Annotated in this window: 11 protein-coding genes; 1 reads left to right on the top strand and 10 read right to left on the bottom strand. The window is 65.6% G+C overall.

Annotated features, from left to right (window positions below; genetic code table 11):
* Positions 1 to 21 precede the first annotated feature (21 nt).
* From KY379_RS00910 to KY379_RS00950, 9 genes are all read right to left on the bottom strand, one after another.
* Positions 22 to 621 carry a glutathione S-transferase gene (locus KY379_RS00910; protein WP_133328837.1) on the bottom strand — a complete coding sequence of 200 codons (600 nt, stop codon included), beginning with the start codon at positions 619 to 621 and terminating at the stop codon, positions 22 to 24.
* Positions 618 to 4,262, bottom strand: coding sequence for an AAA family ATPase (locus tag KY379_RS00915; protein ID WP_261240457.1), 3,645 nt, complete (start codon positions 4,260 to 4,262; stop codon positions 618 to 620). The genes KY379_RS00910 and KY379_RS00915 overlap by 4 nt, the downstream gene beginning before the upstream one ends.
* Positions 4,259 to 5,497, bottom strand: coding sequence for an exonuclease SbcCD subunit D C-terminal domain-containing protein (locus tag KY379_RS00920; RefSeq protein ID WP_133328833.1), 1,239 nt, complete (start codon positions 5,495 to 5,497; stop codon positions 4,259 to 4,261). Before KY379_RS00920 ends, KY379_RS00915 begins: the two co-directional genes overlap by 4 nt.
* 172 nt (positions 5,498 to 5,669) lie before the next feature.
* The gene (locus tag KY379_RS00925) at positions 5,670 to 7,295 is read right to left on the bottom strand and encodes a BatD family protein (protein ID WP_261240456.1); all 1,626 of its coding nucleotides are present in this window, start codon (positions 7,293 to 7,295) and stop codon (positions 5,670 to 5,672) included.
* On the bottom strand, positions 7,292 to 9,010 hold the full coding sequence (locus tag KY379_RS00930; protein WP_261240455.1) for a tetratricopeptide repeat protein: 1,719 nt from the start codon (positions 9,008 to 9,010) through the stop codon (positions 7,292 to 7,294). Before KY379_RS00930 ends, KY379_RS00925 begins: the two co-directional genes overlap by 4 nt.
* Positions 9,007 to 10,083 (bottom strand): vWA domain-containing protein, encoded by a 1,077-nt coding sequence (locus tag KY379_RS00935; RefSeq protein WP_261240454.1) that lies wholly within the window; start codon positions 10,081 to 10,083, stop codon positions 9,007 to 9,009. The genes KY379_RS00930 and KY379_RS00935 overlap by 4 nt, the downstream gene beginning before the upstream one ends.
* Positions 10,076 to 10,570 carry a DUF4381 domain-containing protein gene (locus tag KY379_RS00940; RefSeq protein WP_261240453.1) on the bottom strand — a complete coding sequence of 165 codons (495 nt, stop codon included), beginning with the start codon at positions 10,568 to 10,570 and terminating at the stop codon, positions 10,076 to 10,078. The genes KY379_RS00935 and KY379_RS00940 overlap by 8 nt, the downstream gene beginning before the upstream one ends.
* On the bottom strand, positions 10,567 to 11,511 hold the full coding sequence (locus KY379_RS00945; protein ID WP_133328944.1) for a DUF58 domain-containing protein: 945 nt from the start codon (positions 11,509 to 11,511) through the stop codon (positions 10,567 to 10,569). Before KY379_RS00945 ends, KY379_RS00940 begins: the two co-directional genes overlap by 4 nt.
* A 4-nt stretch (positions 11,512 to 11,515) precedes the next feature.
* The gene (locus tag KY379_RS00950) at positions 11,516 to 12,475 is read right to left on the bottom strand and encodes an AAA family ATPase (RefSeq protein ID WP_133328823.1); all 960 of its coding nucleotides are present in this window, start codon (positions 12,473 to 12,475) and stop codon (positions 11,516 to 11,518) included.
* A 222-nt stretch (positions 12,476 to 12,697) separates the two neighbouring features.
* On the opposite strand from KY379_RS00950, the gene KY379_RS00955 reads away from it, so the two are divergent.
* Positions 12,698 to 13,942, top strand: a complete 1,245-nt coding sequence (locus KY379_RS00955) for a T6SS phospholipase effector Tle1-like catalytic domain-containing protein (protein WP_261240452.1) — start codon at positions 12,698 to 12,700, stop codon at positions 13,940 to 13,942.
* A 41-nt stretch (positions 13,943 to 13,983) separates the two neighbouring features.
* Here KY379_RS00955 and KY379_RS00960 read toward each other — a convergent pair whose 3' ends face one another.
* Positions 13,984 to 14,337, bottom strand: a complete 354-nt coding sequence (locus KY379_RS00960; protein WP_261240450.1) for a hypothetical protein — start codon at positions 14,335 to 14,337, stop codon at positions 13,984 to 13,986.
* Positions 14,338 to 14,605: the final 268 nt, after the last annotated feature.

Consider the following 14,605-nt stretch of genomic DNA (forward strand, 5'->3'; position numbering starts at 1 on the left):
GCCCGGGGCAACGGGCGGCAGTCACTGTTGCCGCGCCATCACCGCCTTGAACAGCTCCGACTCAAGCCATCCCTCCAGCCAGCTCCGCAGTCGCGGATAAGCTGCCTCGGCGAACCACTGCGGTTCGACCCCGGCAAACTGGCGCATCAGAGGGAGCAGGGCGGCATCGGTCAGGCTCGGGTGGTCGGCCAGCAAGTAGGGCCGGCCTTCCAGCAGGCCTTCCAGCTGCGCCAGCCAGGGTTCGGCCTGCTCACGGTAGTACGCCCGTGAATGCTCCGGATACCGTTCGGCGTACTTGTACAGGTTGACCTGCGCCTTGAAGGCGCTGTCGTTGCGGGCAATCAGCGTATCCGCATGCTGCCTGGCCTGGGGATCGGCCCGCAGACGCCAGTCCTGCGGGTCGTTGCGCTCGAGTGCCCAGTGCATGATGTCCAGGCTTTCCTCCAGCACCTCGGCCCCAGTGTCGAGCACTGGAACCGTGCCTTTGGGCGACAGGGCCAGCAGTTGTGCCGGCTTGTTCTTCATCGCGACCTCGCAGATCTCCACCTCGCACCCGGCATAGCGCAAGGCCAGGCGCGCACGCATGGCCCAAGGGCAACGGCGGAACGAGTAGAGGATCACCCGCTTACCTCGACATCGCTCAAGCCATTGCCCTGGCGACGCACCTGGATCTGCACCGGAATCCGTTCATGCATCTCCTGCACATGGGAGATCACCGCGACTTTGCGACCTTGTGCCTGCAAGCCGTCGAGGGCGTCCATGGCCAATTGCAGCGACTCGGGGTCGAGGCTGCCGAACCCTTCGTCGATGAACAGTGATTCGATCCGCAAGGTGCTGGAGGCCATCGACGCCAGGCCCAGGGCCAGCGCCAGCGAGACCAGGAAGGTTTCACCACCGGACAGCGAATGCACCGAGCGCAGCTCGTCGCCCATCTCGGTATCCAGCACCAGCAGGCCCAAGGCACTACCCCCGCGCTTGAGCCGGTAACGACGAGCCAGCTGGCGCAGTTGGGCGTTGGCATGGTGCAACAACAGATCGAGGTTGTAGCCTTGGGCGATCTTGCGGAACACATCGCCGGAGGCCGAGCCGATCAGGGCGCTGAGCCGTGCCCAGCGCTGCCATTGCTGGTTGGCCTGTTCGATGTCAGCGGCCAGGGCCTGGTGCGCCTGCTGCCGGCGTTGGTCGTCGGCTTGCTGCGCACGCAGTTCGGCGCACCGTTGTTCATGGCCGGCGAGGCGTTCGCGCAGCTCGCCCAGGGCCTGTTCCAGCTCATCGGAGGAGGCGTCAACCGTCATCAGCGCGGCATGTTGCTGCAGGCGCTGGTCGCGCTCCTGGAGCAGCACCCGGGCTTGCTCGACGGCTTTCTCGGCCGCTTGCAACTGTTGGCGCAATTCGGTCAGTTGGGCGTCGTCCATGGCCAGCAGGCGTTCAAGGCCGGCATCGTCCAGTTCCGGGTGCTCGGCGCGCCATTGGCCGATCTCGCCCTGCAACTGCTGGTGCTCCTGCTCCAGCGCCTGGTGCTGTTGCCGCGCGGCGTTGAGCTCGCTGGCCAGTTGCACGCCCTGGGTACGTAGCGCCTGCAGGTGCTGGGCGGTGTCGGCCTCCCGTGCGCGGGCTTGCTCCAGTTCGAGGTCGCCGTGCCGTTGCCAGGCTTCGGCGCTGGCGTGTTCGCCGAGCAGTTCGGCCAGCTCGGTTTGGGCTTGCTGGCGCTGCCGGTCGAGCGCGGTCAGTTTTTCCTGCAACTGCTGTTGCTGCTGCAGCCGCGCCTGTTGCTGGTCGCGCAGTTTGTCCAGTTGGGTCTGACGCGCCTGCTGTTCGTGCTGTTCGTCCTGGCGCTGGTCCAACTGCTGCAGGCGTAGGGCGATTTGCTGATCGAGGGCGAGGAAGGCATTCGCTGGATCGTCGCTCAGCGCCTTGAGCAGGTCCTCTGGCAACACGCTGGCCAGATCGCCCAGGCCTTGTTGCAACTGCCGCTCGTCATTGGCCAGCGCTTGATGCTGTTGCTCGAGGTGGTGCATGGCCTGTTGCTGGGCTTGCTCGGCGGCCTGTAACTGCTGGCCGAGGCGGGCGGCATCCTTTTGCAGGCTGAGCAGGGCGGCCTGGCGTTTCTCATCCTGGCCGATCTGTTCCTCGAGGCGCTGCAACTGACTGGTCAACCACCGGCTGCGGGCCTGATCGTCCTGCGGTGCGAGTGCTGGCCAGAGGCTGTGTGCCTGCACCTGCTCGACCTGGGCGTGCAAGTGTTCGCTCAACTGCTGCTGTTGCTGCTGGTTGTCCTTGAGCTGGGCGTTGACCACGCCCAGTTGGGTGCGCAGTTCGACCAGCTTGCCGTTGAGGGTTTCGACCTGCTGCTGCGCTGCCGCTTCCTCGGCCTGGTCGTGGCGTCCTAGGCTCTGCAACAGGGCTTCAGGTTGATGGAACGGGTGTTCGGCGCTGCCGCATACCGGGCACGGTTCACCGTCGCGCAGTTGGCCGCGCAGTTCCTCGACGCTGGTGTTGCGGGCCAGACGCTGACGGTCGAGCAACTGGCGGGTCAGGTTCAGGGCCTGCTCGGCGGCTTCCAGCTCGGCCTTGGCTGCGGTGCCTTCGCCGATCAGTTGCTGGCGCTGCTGCATGGCTTGCTGTTGACGCAGCTGTTGGGCGTCGAGCTGTTGGCGCAGTTCCATTTCCCGCCCGTGCAGGCGTGACAGCTCTTCGACGGCACGCAGCTGTTTGCGGTTTTCCTGAAGCATGCCGCCGAGCAGATCGATCTGCTCGGCCAGGGCCTGAGGTTCAGCCTTGGCCTCGCGGAACAGCAGTTCGTACTCGTCGCGCTGCCCTTGCAACAGGGCGTTGGCCTGGCTGACTTGGGCCTGCAGGCCTGGCAGCTCTTCACGACCCTTGGCCAGGCGGCCGCCGATCTGCATCACCTGCTTGAGTTGTGGCAGATACGCCTGCCAGGCATTGGCCACGGTTGCCAGGTGCTGGCTGCCGGCCAGGGCGGCGTCGATCTGCGCCAGCTGTTGCTGACTGCGCTGCTGGTTCTCCTCCAACTGCTGCAACTGCTGCTGGCCTTGGGCGACCTGCTGTTCGGTCTCCTGGACAGCGGTGCGTTGTGCCGTCAGTTCCTGCTCCAGGCGGGTGAGGTTGTCCTGCCCGGCGAACGCCTGGCGCAGCCGCGGCGCGTTCTCGCTCTGCCTGGTCTGGCATTGGGTCAGTGCCTGACGGGCGTTTTCCAGCGTCTGTTCAAGGTCGGCGACCTGATGCTGCAGCGCGGTTTGCTGGCGTTGCTGCTCGTCGATCCGGGTCGCCAGGGGCGTCAGCTGTGCGTTCACCGTCTGCTGGCGTTGGAACTGGTGGCGCTGCGGCGCCAGGCGTTCCAGGCGCTGTACGTCCAGACGCTGTTCGGCCAGTTGTTGCCAATGCTGTTCGCCAGCATGCAGGGTCGCCAGCGCTTCGGCGTGCTGGGTATGCAGTCGTTGCTGTTCGCTCAGCCAGTTGCGCTGCTGTTCCAACTGGCGCTCAGTGGCCTGTTCGGCCTTGAATTGTTGCTGTGCCTGCTCGAGGCGTTGGTCAAGTTCGACGCGTGCCGCTTCGTCCATCGGCAGCAGATGGCTGGCGCGTTCCTTGAGGGCGTTGTGCGCTTCGCCGGTTTCCCGGGCCTTGCTGAAGGCGCGTTGGCCGAGACGTGTATAGATGGCGGTATTGGTGAGCTTTTCGAGCAGTTCGCTGCGTTCCCTGTCGTCGGCCTTGAGGAAGGCGCCGAACTCGCTTTGAGCCAGCATCACGGCACGGGTGAACTGCTCGAAGTTCAGGCCCAGGCGGGCCTCGACCAATTGCTTGTACTCGTTCTTGCCGCTGGCCAGCACCTGATCGCTGTCGAGGTCATAGAAGCTCTGGCGGCTGTGCTGCAGCTTGCCGTTGGCCCTGTCGCGGGCGCGGTTGGCTTCCCAGCGGGCACGATAACGACGACCGTCGATACCGACGAAGTCGACCTCGGCAAAGCCGCTGCCAGTGCCCCGGCGCAGCAGGTTGCGGGGGTCGGACGTGGGGATTTCACCGTCCGCATCCGGCACCTTGGCCTCGCGGCCGATGTCGTTGAGCCTCGGCACGCTGCCGAACAGTGCCAGACAAAGCGCGTCAAGCAGGGTGCTCTTGCCCGCACCGGTGGGGCCGGTGATGGCGAACAAGCCCGCGCTGGCCAGTGGCTCGGCGGTGAAGTCGATGTCGATCGGGCCGGCCAGGGATGCCAGGTTCTTCAGGCGGATGGCGAGAATCTTCATGGCTGTTCCTCTTCCAGCTGCACGTCCTGCAGCAACAGGGCGAAATCGGCCAGAGCCTGGTCGTCGACCGGATTGCCATAGGCCTGTTCCCAGGCCCGACTGAACAGGTCCTGCGGGGTCATCTGCGACAACTCGACAAACGCCAGGTCATCGTCCTCATGATGACCTCGCCCGGCGTACTCGGCGCTGATGCGAATCAGGCGCACCGCCTTGCCGTGCAGGGCGGCCTCGATCTGCTGACGCAGGTCGGGCTGCGGCTCGTCCAGTTGGACCCGGACTTCGAGCCAAGGCTGGCGGTTGGGGTCCTCGAGCAGGTCGACCACCGGCAGGTCGGCGAGTTGTGCCAGCAGTTCGCCCAGCGGCGCCGGGCCGATACGTTGCAGGGCCACGGCGCGTGGCACCGGACGCGGCTCGACGCTGACCAGCTCGGTACCGTCCAGCTCGACTTCCAGGACCTGGTGCGGGTAGTTGATCTCGGCGAACGACAGTGGAATCGGCGAGCCGCTGTAGCGGATGCGGTTCTCCCGGTTGACCTTTTGCGGTTTGTGCAGATGGCCCAGGGCGACGTAGCTGATGGCCTTGTCGAACAGCCTGGCCGGCAGGGCTTCGGCATTGCCGATGATCAGGCTGCGTTCGGAGTCTTCGGAGACGGCGGCCCCGGCCATGTGCGCGTGGCTGATGGCGATCAGCGCCTGGCCCTTCTTGCGCTTGTCCTGTGCGGCGGCAATCAGCTGCTGATGGACCTTGGCGATGCCTTGCAGGTAATCGTCGCCCAATTGCGGCCCGGTGACCTCGGCCGGGCGCAGGAACGGCAGGGCCAGGCACCACGCCTCGACTTTACCGCGAGCGTTGGTGAGCGGAATCAGCAGGCGCTCGGCGTCCAGTTGGCCTTCGTCGAGCCAGTGCACCCGACCCAGGGCATGGGTGCGCAGGCGCCGCATGAGTGCGGCGGGCAATTCGATCCGTGAGCCGGAATCGTGGTTGCCGGCGATCATCACGATGTCGAGCTTGGGCTGTTGCTCGTGGGCCTGAACGATGAAGTCGTAGAGGCGCTCCTGGGCTTTGACCGGCGGGTTGACCGTATCGAAGATGTCGCCGGCGATCAGCAGCGCGTCGGGCTGGCGCAGATGCAACTGGCCGAGCAGCCATTGGAGGAAGCAGGCGTGTTCGAAATCGCGTTCCTGGCCGTGCAGGCTTTGGCCCAGGTGCCAGTCGGAGGTGTGAAACAGACGCATGGATGACCTGTCGGTGTCGATTCGGGCAAGCAAGGGGCTTGTCTTGGAAGATGGGCTTTGCGCAAAGGCGATATGGTACCTGTTGCGTAGTGGATCGCGAAGGGTTCGCTTGAGGGGTGTGGCGGCGCTCGATATATGCACCACCGCACCCTTCAAGTGACCCCCAACCCCTCTACTTCGGATAAAGCGGCGGCAGGCTGCCATTTTCTCCGGTAGGTACCACGACCTGCTCCGCCGATGGGATCGTGCCGATCGCTCGCCACAACTCTTCACCCTGCCAATACTGGCCGCTCTCGCTATACAACGCCCCGTTCAACCCATCCAGCGCATCCGACAACGGCACGAAGCGCGCTGCCATCTCGGCCAAGGTCTCCGGTTGTTGGCGGGCCCAGGCGTCGAGGGCCTGGCGGGTGGCCTGGGGGTCGTTGGCCAGACACGCGCGCTTGAGGTCGTCGAGCAGCGTGCGGGGGCTAGGCCCGTTCTGCGCGGCACGCAACACCGCCGGCTGGGTGCGTGCCCGCCACCACAGGGCGAAGCCCAGCAAGGTCGTCAGGGCGAACACCAGCGTGGCCAATTGCCAAGGCCAGAGCAACCGGCTGGCGCTGCTGTTGTCGCCCACCGGCGTCTCTGCGCTCAGGGCAGGGTTGTCGCGCACGCTCAGGGTCCTGGCTGGCAGGCTGCTGTGCTCCAGATGATCTTCGCGGGTATTCCACCAGGTCACCTCCAACGCCGGCAGGGCCAGTTCGCCGCTGTGGGTCGGCACCAGCGCTTCGCGTTCCTCGCGGTTGGCGGTCATGCCGCGTTCGCTGATGTCGTTGCGCAGCACCGGTTGATCCGGGTAGCGACGCAGGCCGTTGATCTCGGTGGCGGGCAGGGGTGGCAATTGAGTGCTGGACAGGCCTTCGGCGCGCAAGGTGATGCTGCGGGTCAGCGAATCGCCGATCTGCGTGGCCTGACTCGCAGGGTCGGGATTCCAGTGCTCGTCCAGGCTCAGCTCGCGTGCCGGCAACCACGGGGTGTTGGCTGGCCAGGCCGGGGGAATGGGCTGCACGGTGATATGCAGTGGTAACGAACTGACCTGCACCTGATGGCCGCTGCGGTTCCCGGTAGCCGTTGGCGACGCACTGTCGACGGCGGTGGCGATGAATGTCAGTGGTGGGATTTCAAGCGTGCCGCTTTGCTGCGGGTAGACCACGTATCGGGTTTCGATCACGCCATGGCGCACGCCACTGATATCTTTTTCATAGGTGCGCGACTCACCCAGCGGCTCGACCTTGGCGCTGTCCAGCTGCAACGGGCTGAGGCTGCTGTCGTCATACAGCGATACCGAATGGTAGATACGCAGGGTCAGCACCACCTGGGCCTGGACATAGACCTGCGCGCTGTCCACGCTCGCTTCGATGAACACTTGCTGGGCACTGTCCGGACGGCTGGCGTCGGCTTGCAGGACCTGCAGGTCGATCGGTTCGCTGTGTGACTGGCCCAGTTGCAACGGGGGAATGCGCAGGCTGCCACTGCGACGAGGCAGCAGCGTGATGATCCAACGGGTGCTGGCGCGGGTTTCGCCGTCGAGGGTGTGCAGGCTGTTGAGCTGGCGTGTACCACGTACATCGAAGTCGCCTTCCAGGGCACGCAGGTCAGGCTTGCCGAACTGGGTCACGTCCTGGCTTTCGAGGGTCAGCTCGAAGGTTTCGCCGGCTTCCAGGCGGTTACGGTCGACACTCGCCTGCAAGCTCGGCGCGGCATGGGCCAGCAGGCTGCATAGCAAGCTGAAAAGAAAGACGCCGAAGCGACTCATCGTGAATTTTCCTGATGCAATTGCTGTTCATACCAGAATTTGCGCCGCAGCAGTTCCGCCGGATTGTCGGGGATTTCCCGCAGCCATTGTTCCAGGGCCTGACGCTGTTCGGCATCGAGGCTGGCCGCGGCTGGGCGCTGTGGAGGCTTGATGATGCTGTCATCGTCACCGCCTGGATCGCTCCCAGGTGCCGCCTGGCTTGTGCTGCTACTCTCGCCGGGAGCCGTTGCGCTCTGCTCGTCGTCACCCGGCGCACCCTGAGTCGGATTGCCGGCCGAGCTGCTGTTGCCGTCGGTATCGCTGCCTGGAGTGCCCTGGGCGTCATTGCCGGCCTGCGCCTGCTCGGCCTGGCCCTCACGTTGTTGCAGAAGTTGCTGGACCAGCGCCTGGTTGTCCAGTGTCGGTTGCAAATCGGGTTGCAGTTCCAGCGCCTGCTCATAGGCATCAAGCGCAGCTTCCAGTTCGCCACTGCGGGCCAGGGCGTTGCCCCGATTGTAGTGTGCTGCGGCGCTGTTGCTTTGGGCAAATGCCTGGGCGGCGCCCGCGTAGTCACCGGCCTGATACAGTGCCACGCCGCGCCACAGCGGGTTGCGGAAATGCTGCGCCGCGTCCGCCGGCCGCTGTTGCTCCAGCAGACGCTGACCTTGCTGGTCCGGGCGTAGCCAGAGGTCATCGAAGGTCATGGCCTGGCTCGGTTGCGGCAGCGCCAGCAGCAGCGGCAGGCAGAACAACCAGCCGCGCCGCCCGGCGCAGGCCGCCAGCAGCAACAAAGGCAGCAGCAACCAGTAGCCCTGGTCGGCCCAGCGGTCGAGTTGCAGGTTCTGGCCGTCGTTGCGTAGGCGGTGGGGCGAGTCAAACAGGCCCAGCCCGCGCAGGTCGAGGTCGTCGATCCGGGCGTGACGGTAGCGGCCGCCGGTGCTGCCGATGAAGGCCTTGAGCGCGGCGCTGTCCAGGCGTGGCACGAGAATGCCGCCCTGGTCGTCCTTGAGGTATTCGCCGTTGGCCTGACGTACCGGCGCGCCTTCGCGGCTGCCGACGCCTAGCATCAGCAGGCTCGGCCCCTGTCGGCCCAGGGCCTTGACGATGCCCTGGCGTTCATCCTCGCCAAGTGCCGAGCCCACCAGCAACAGGCGGCCCTGGCCCAGTCCGCTCTGGGCCAGCAGGGCCAGGCCCTTCTGCACGGCCAGGTCGGCGCGCCGACCGGGTTGCGGCATGATCGACGGGTCGATCGCCTCGAGCAGGTTGCGCGTGGTGCCCAGGTCATCGGACAGCGGTACCAGGGTGTGCGCGGAGCCGGCGTAGACGATCAGGGCGGTCTGGCTGTCGCGGCGGTGTTCGAGCAGGTCGAGAATCTTGCGCCGAGCCTGTTCCAGCCGATTGGGCGAGGCGTCTTCGGCGAGCATCTGCGGGGTCAGTTCGAGCAGGATCACCAGTGGGTCGGCCGGCTGCTGGTGGGACTGCTCCAGGCGCTGCCAGCTCGGGCCGAGCAGGGCCAGCACCACCAGCAGCCAAGCCACGCCCAAGGCGACCCAAGGCAGCTTGCTGTTGCTGCCACTGCCACCGCCCAGCAACACCGGGTGAAATGCCGGAGGCAGGATCATCTGCCAGCGCCCGGCACGTTTGCGTCGGTGCCAGAGCTTGAACAGCAGCCAGCTCAGCAGGGGTACCAGCAGCAACCATAACGGGCGCAGCCATTGCGGCCAAAGCTCGATCATCTTCGCCTCCTCAGGCGCAGGCGTTTCAGGCGCTGGCGCCATTCGGGGTGAGGCTGAAGAAAGCGTGGTTTGCGCAGGGCACGCTGGAGCAGGTTGTCCGGCCACAGCGTGTCGGTTACCAACAGCATGCTCAGCAGCAATGCCAGGGCCAGGGGCCAGGCATAGAGCTCACGGGCGGTCCGCGCCTGGGTCGGTTGCTGGGCCACCGGTTCGAGTTGATCGAGGGTGTCGCCGATGGCGTCCAGTTCGGCGCCATCGTGGGCACGGAAATAGGCACCGTGGGTCAGCTCGGCGATTTCCTTGAGCGAGGCTTCGTCCAGATCCAGGCTCGGATTGAGTCCCAACAAGCCTGGCGTGCCGCTGGCCTCGGGGTTGGCGCCGATGCCGATGGTGTAGATGCGCACGTCTTCCTGGGCGGCCAGGCGAGCGGCGGTCAAGGGGTGAATCTGACCGCCGTTGTTGGCGCCGTCGGTGACCAGCACCAGCACTCGGCTCTGTGCCGGGCGCTCGCGCAGGCGCTTGACTGCCAGGCCAATGGCGTCGCCGATGGCGGTGTTCTTGCCGGCGATGCCGATCTGCGCCTCATCGAGGAAGGTGTGCACGGTTCGCCGGTCGAAGGTCAGTGGCGCTTGCAGGTAGGCCTGGCTGCCGAACAAGATCAGCCCGACCCGGTCGCCTTCGCGCTCCTGCAGGAAGTCGCCGAGCAGCGCTTTGACCAGATCGAGGCGGCTGATCTCCTCGCCCTGCCATTGCATGTCAGGGAAGTCCATCGATCCCGAAACATCCACCGCCACCAACAAGTCGCGGCCGCTGGCAGCGACGGGCACTGGTTCCCCCAGCCATTGCGGGCGTGCCGCGGCGAACAGCAGCAGTACCCAGATGAGCACGAACGGCAACTGTTGGCGCAACGTCGGCAGGTTCAGCCGGGCGCGGCGTCCGGCGAGGCTTTCGAGTTCGTGCAGAAAGCCGACCTTGAGCACCGGCTCGCCGCTGTCGGCGGCCGGCAGCAGCAAGCGTGCCAGCCAGGGCAGCGGAAGCAGTGCCAGGAGCCACGGCCAGGCGAACTCAAACATGTTTGCGGATCCAGGTTTCGACCGCCTGGGCCAGCCCGGCGATGGCTTTGTCGTCGAGCCGGCACTCGGGCTTGTAGGCCCCTTCGACCAGCACCATCCAGCGGGTCAGGCCGGCGGCGGGGCAGCGGTTGTCGAGGAACGCCAGCCACTGGCGGCCGTTCAGGGTGTGGCTGTTGGCGCCAGGGTAATGGTTGCGGCACAGCCGTTTGAGCAGGGCGTTGATCTGTTGCAGCCAGGCACCGGCCGGGGCGCCGTCATAGGGGCGGGGCAGGCTGGCGAGTTCGGCCAGGGCGGCCAAGCGCACCGGGTCCAGGGGCTGCTCGGCGCGTACCACCGGACGTTTGCCCGGGCGCCAACGACGCAGGCGCCAGAGCCCCCAGCCCAGCAGCGGCAGCATTACCAGCAGCAGCCACCAGCCGGGTGCGGGCGGCCACAGGCCGATCGGCGGCGGAGCGATCAGCGGCTGCAGTTGGTCCAGGGGATTCACGGCTGGCTCCCTGGGCGTTGCGCGTTGGTGTATTCACGCAATTGTTCGATCATCTCGCTCTGGGTGCTCAGAGGCATCAGTACGACCCGCAGCTTCTGCGCCATCAGTTCCCAGCGCTCGACCCGTGCTTCGGCCTGCTGACGGTAGGCCTGGCGCAGGTTGGCGTCCAGCGTGTCGAGTTGCAGTTGCCGACCGCGCTGGGCGAAACGCAGCAGGCCGGCAGCTGGTAGGGCGTGGTCGAGGGGATCGCTGACCGGCATCAGCAATAGGTCGCAGTGCCGTGAGAGCATGGCCAGGTGCTGTTCGGCCTGGTCGCTCAGGGAGCGCTCGTCGCAGATGACGATGGCCAGGCTACCGGGGCGCAGTACTTCCCGTGCCCGACGCAGGGCCAGGCCGAGGTTGTCCGCTTGGGGTAGCGCTTCGCTGTGCAACGCCTGGTTGGCCCGGGCCATGCGGTTGAGCAGTTGCAGCAGGCTCTGTTTGCTGCGCCGGGGCTTGATCTCATGGTGCTCGTTGTCGCCGAACACCAGGCCGCCGATGCGGTCGTTGTGGCCCAGGGCGGCCCAGCCGAACAGGGCTGCAGCCTGGGCGGCGAGCACTGACTTGAACATCAACCCGGAACCGAAGAACAAGCGGTGGCTCTGTTCGACGAGGATGAAGATTGGCCGCTCCCGCTCTTCGTGGAACAGCTTGGTATGTGGCTCCTGGGTCCGCGCGGTGACTCGCCAGTCGATGTTGCGCACGTCGTCACCGGCCTGGTACACCCGCACCTGGTCGAAGTCGACGCCGCGCCCGCGCAGCTTGGAATGATGCAGGCCGACCAGCGGGCTACGCTGCCCGGGCCGGGAGAACAGCTGGATCTCACGCACGCGATGGCGCATGTCGATCAGCTCGGCGAGGCCGATGCGGATGCCGGGTTCGGCCTGCGGCGTGGTGGGCATGGGCTCAGGCAACGGCGACGACGTCGAGGATGCGCTGGACCACCCGGTCCTGGTCGACCCCCGCGGCCTCGGCCTCGAACGACAGAATGATGCGGTGGCGCAGCACGTCGAACAGCACCGCCTGAATGTCCTCGGGGCTGACGAAATCGCGCCCAGCCAGCCAGGCATGGGCGCGCGCGCAACGGTCGAGGGCGATCGAGCCACGCGGACTGGCGCCGTAGGCGATCCAGTCGGCCAGTTCGGCGTCGAACTTGGCCGGGGTGCGCGTGGCCATTACCAACTGCACCAGGTATTCCTCCACCGCATCGGCCATGTAAAGGCCGAGGATCTCCTTGCGCGCGGCGAAGATCGCCTGCTGGCTGACGCGCCGCTCGGGCTTGACCTCACCGCCAAGGGCTTCGCCGCGGGCCTGCTGGAGGATACGACGCTCGACGGCAGCGTCCGGGAAGCCGATTTTCACGTGCATGAGGAAGCGGTCGAGTTGGGCTTCGGGCAGCGGGTAGGTGCCTTCCTGCTCGATCGGGTTCTGCGTGGCCATGACCAGGAACAGTGGTGACAGCTCATAGGTGCTGCGTCCGACGCTGACCTGGCGTTCGGCCATGGCCTCGAGCAGGGCCGATTGGACCTTGGCCGGGGCGCGGTTGATCTCGTCGGCCAGCACCAGGTTGTGGAAGATCGGCCCTTGCTGGAACACGAAGCTGCCGGTTTCCGGGCGGTAGATCTCGGTGCCGGTGATGTCCGCCGGGAGCAGGTCGGGGGTGAATTGGATGCGATGGAACTGCGCCTCGATACCTTCGGCAAGCTCCTTGATGGCCTTGGTCTTGGCCAGACCCGGCGCCCCCTCCACCAGCATGTGGCCGTCGGCCAGCAGTACGATCAGCAGGCGCTCGACCAGCTTCTCCTGGCCTAGGATCTGGGAGGAAAGAAAAGTGCGCAGCGCGATCAGCGCTTCACGGTGTTCCATCGGCGACGGTTCCTGGGATTGCGCCAGGGCGAGCGCGGAGCGCGGGCGGCCTGGCAGGGGCTGATACTTTAATCCATCCGGGGGGGCGCCGACCAATGCAGGCTCGTATTTTTATCCTGCTCAGCGAGGCGAATTCTCCTGCTTTGCTTTACGTGTTTGCCGATTTGCAACGGGTGCGGGCTGGCGCTTGCTGGTTTTCTTTTCCTTGTCTGGAACGAAACCATGAGCGAGCAGCACGACTTCCCAACTGGGGTGACCCTGCGGGTGGGGATTTTCTTCGACGGCACCGGCAACAATCAGTGCAACCTGGCCCTGGGGGGCTATGGCGAAGCGGGTAGTTATGGCAACTCACGCAGCAACGTGGCGTTGTTGCACGCGTTGTATCCCACCGGGATGCTGGGCGACCAGTTGTTCATCAAACGCTACGTGCCAGGTGTTGGCACGCGCGAAGGTGCTGCCGACTCCTTCTACGGCCAGGCCACCGGACGCGGTTCCACAGGCGTGGAGGCGCGGGTGGCCGAGGTGTTGGCCTGGTTCGAAAACCAGCGGCACGCGGGCCCCTTGCCGGCACGCCTGGCGTTCGACCTGTTCGGTTTCAGCCGTGGCGCGGCGGCGGCGCGGCACCTGGCCAATCGGCTGGCCGAGGTGCAATGGCCGATCAATTTCATCGGCCTGTTCGACACCGTAGCGGCCATCGTCGCCCCGTTGAGTTGGGACTTCGACCCTGCCGACACCCGCAATGGCGCTCTGCGCCTGGGGCTGGCCCCAGGCATTGCCCGGCACGTGGTGCAATTGGTGGCCGGGGATGAGCAACGGCACAATTTTCCCCTGGTGCGCAGTGCCAACGACATCGTCGTGCCCGGTGTACATGCCAACGTCGGTGGTGGTTACAAGGAGCGCATGCACGAGCAGGTGCAGCTGTGCAAGCCGTTTTCCCAACGGGTGGCGCAGTCGACGCCGGTCGAGCGGACCGAGGCCTATGCCCAGGCTGTCAGTTTGCTGCAGACCTCGTTCACCGAATTGGGTGCGCCCGCGGCCCAGGTGCTCAGCTGGGAAGAGCCGGTTGTCGGCGGCGCCGTCCAGCGGTTCTTGGCGCAGAAGCAGGTGTATGCCGCGGTTCACCGTGAGCGTGAGGTGCTCGGACACCTGTCGCGGGTGTACCTGAGCCTCATGCGGGAACTGGGCGTGCGTGGCGGAGTGCCGTTCGCGCCGCTGGGGGGAGAGCCTGAACACCGCTTGCCGGCAGAGTTGCGCGGTATCAGCCACAAGGTGCACGGCTTTGCTTTGGGCGATTGTTCGCAGTTGCAACTGACCGGTGCAGAGCGCCAACTGCTGCAGGGTCGTTACGTGCACACATCGGCCCACTGGAATGCCCTGAACGGCATGCGCAACAGCCGTCTTGACTGGATGTACGTGCATCGCCCAGCCCCCAAGGGCAGGGTGATGCATGACAATCCACTGGGCTGAATGAGCGGGCGCCGAGCTAGGGCGGATGCCGGGTCGCAGCCTCAACGCTGGTCGATGAAGGTCCCGGTGCCGTCGAGGATATTGCGCAAGGTCAGCGCCACTTCATCCAGGTCGGTGCCCGCCGAGGTCAGTTCGATGTCCAGTGAGGCGTCGCCTTTGAGCGCATCGCGGTCGGTGGCGGCCACCTCGAGCCTCAGGCGCTGGGCACTCAGCGTCACCGTCAGGCCATCGAGGGTCGACGGCTCGTCATCCAAGGTGAGGTCGACGGTGTCTTCATCTGGATAGCGGGTCAGCAGGAACATCTGCCCTTTGTCGCTGTGGCAGCACAGGGTCGCCATGTTGTCTTCCTCGTCGTCGCAAGGGGTGGCGAACAGCAGGGCGGTCTTGATGTGCATGGCAGGGCTCGGACTGGAGTGAATGAAAGGGAATTCTGACAGCCCGATGCGCATCCATAAACGTAAAGTTTCCACCCTTTGACCGAAATTGTCGCAGCACCGCAAGCGGCGATGACCGGCCAGTCGTTAAGCTTCGGCGAGCCATGAGCGTGCTTGCACGTTCAACGCCCAGGTTTTCACCGTTCGTCTTGCCACGGGTTGACTATCGTTGATCCGTGTACGGCGCACGCATGCGACGCTTCATTACAACAAAGCCCACGCGGAGTAC

Origin of the sequence: Pseudomonas sp. HD6422, assembly GCF_025377065.1 — a bacterium.
GTDB lineage: Bacteria > Pseudomonadota > Gammaproteobacteria > Pseudomonadales > Pseudomonadaceae > Aquipseudomonas > Aquipseudomonas putida_U.

Coding starts and splice junctions, on each gene's coding strand:
- KY379_RS00915 (WP_261240457.1), bottom strand. CDS start 4,262: ATGAAGATTCTCGCCATCCGCCTGAAGAACCTGGCATCCCTGGCCGGC.
- KY379_RS00920 (WP_133328833.1), bottom strand. CDS start 5,497: ATGCGTCTGTTTCACACCTCCGACTGGCACCTGGGCCAAAGCCTGCAC.
- KY379_RS00925 (WP_261240456.1), bottom strand. CDS start 7,295: ATGAGTCGCTTCGGCGTCTTTCTTTTCAGCTTGCTATGCAGCCTGCTG.
- KY379_RS00930 (WP_261240455.1), bottom strand. CDS start 9,010: ATGATCGAGCTTTGGCCGCAATGGCTGCGCCCGTTATGGTTGCTGCTG.
- KY379_RS00935 (WP_261240454.1), bottom strand. CDS start 10,083: ATGTTTGAGTTCGCCTGGCCGTGGCTCCTGGCACTGCTTCCGCTGCCC.
- KY379_RS00945 (WP_133328944.1), bottom strand. CDS start 11,511: ATGCCCACCACGCCGCAGGCCGAACCCGGCATCCGCATCGGCCTCGCC.
- KY379_RS00950 (WP_133328823.1), bottom strand. CDS start 12,475: ATGGAACACCGTGAAGCGCTGATCGCGCTGCGCACTTTTCTTTCCTCC.
- KY379_RS00955 (WP_261240452.1), top strand. CDS start 12,698: ATGAGCGAGCAGCACGACTTCCCAACTGGGGTGACCCTGCGGGTGGGG.
- KY379_RS00960 (WP_261240450.1), bottom strand. CDS start 14,337: ATGCACATCAAGACCGCCCTGCTGTTCGCCACCCCTTGCGACGACGAG.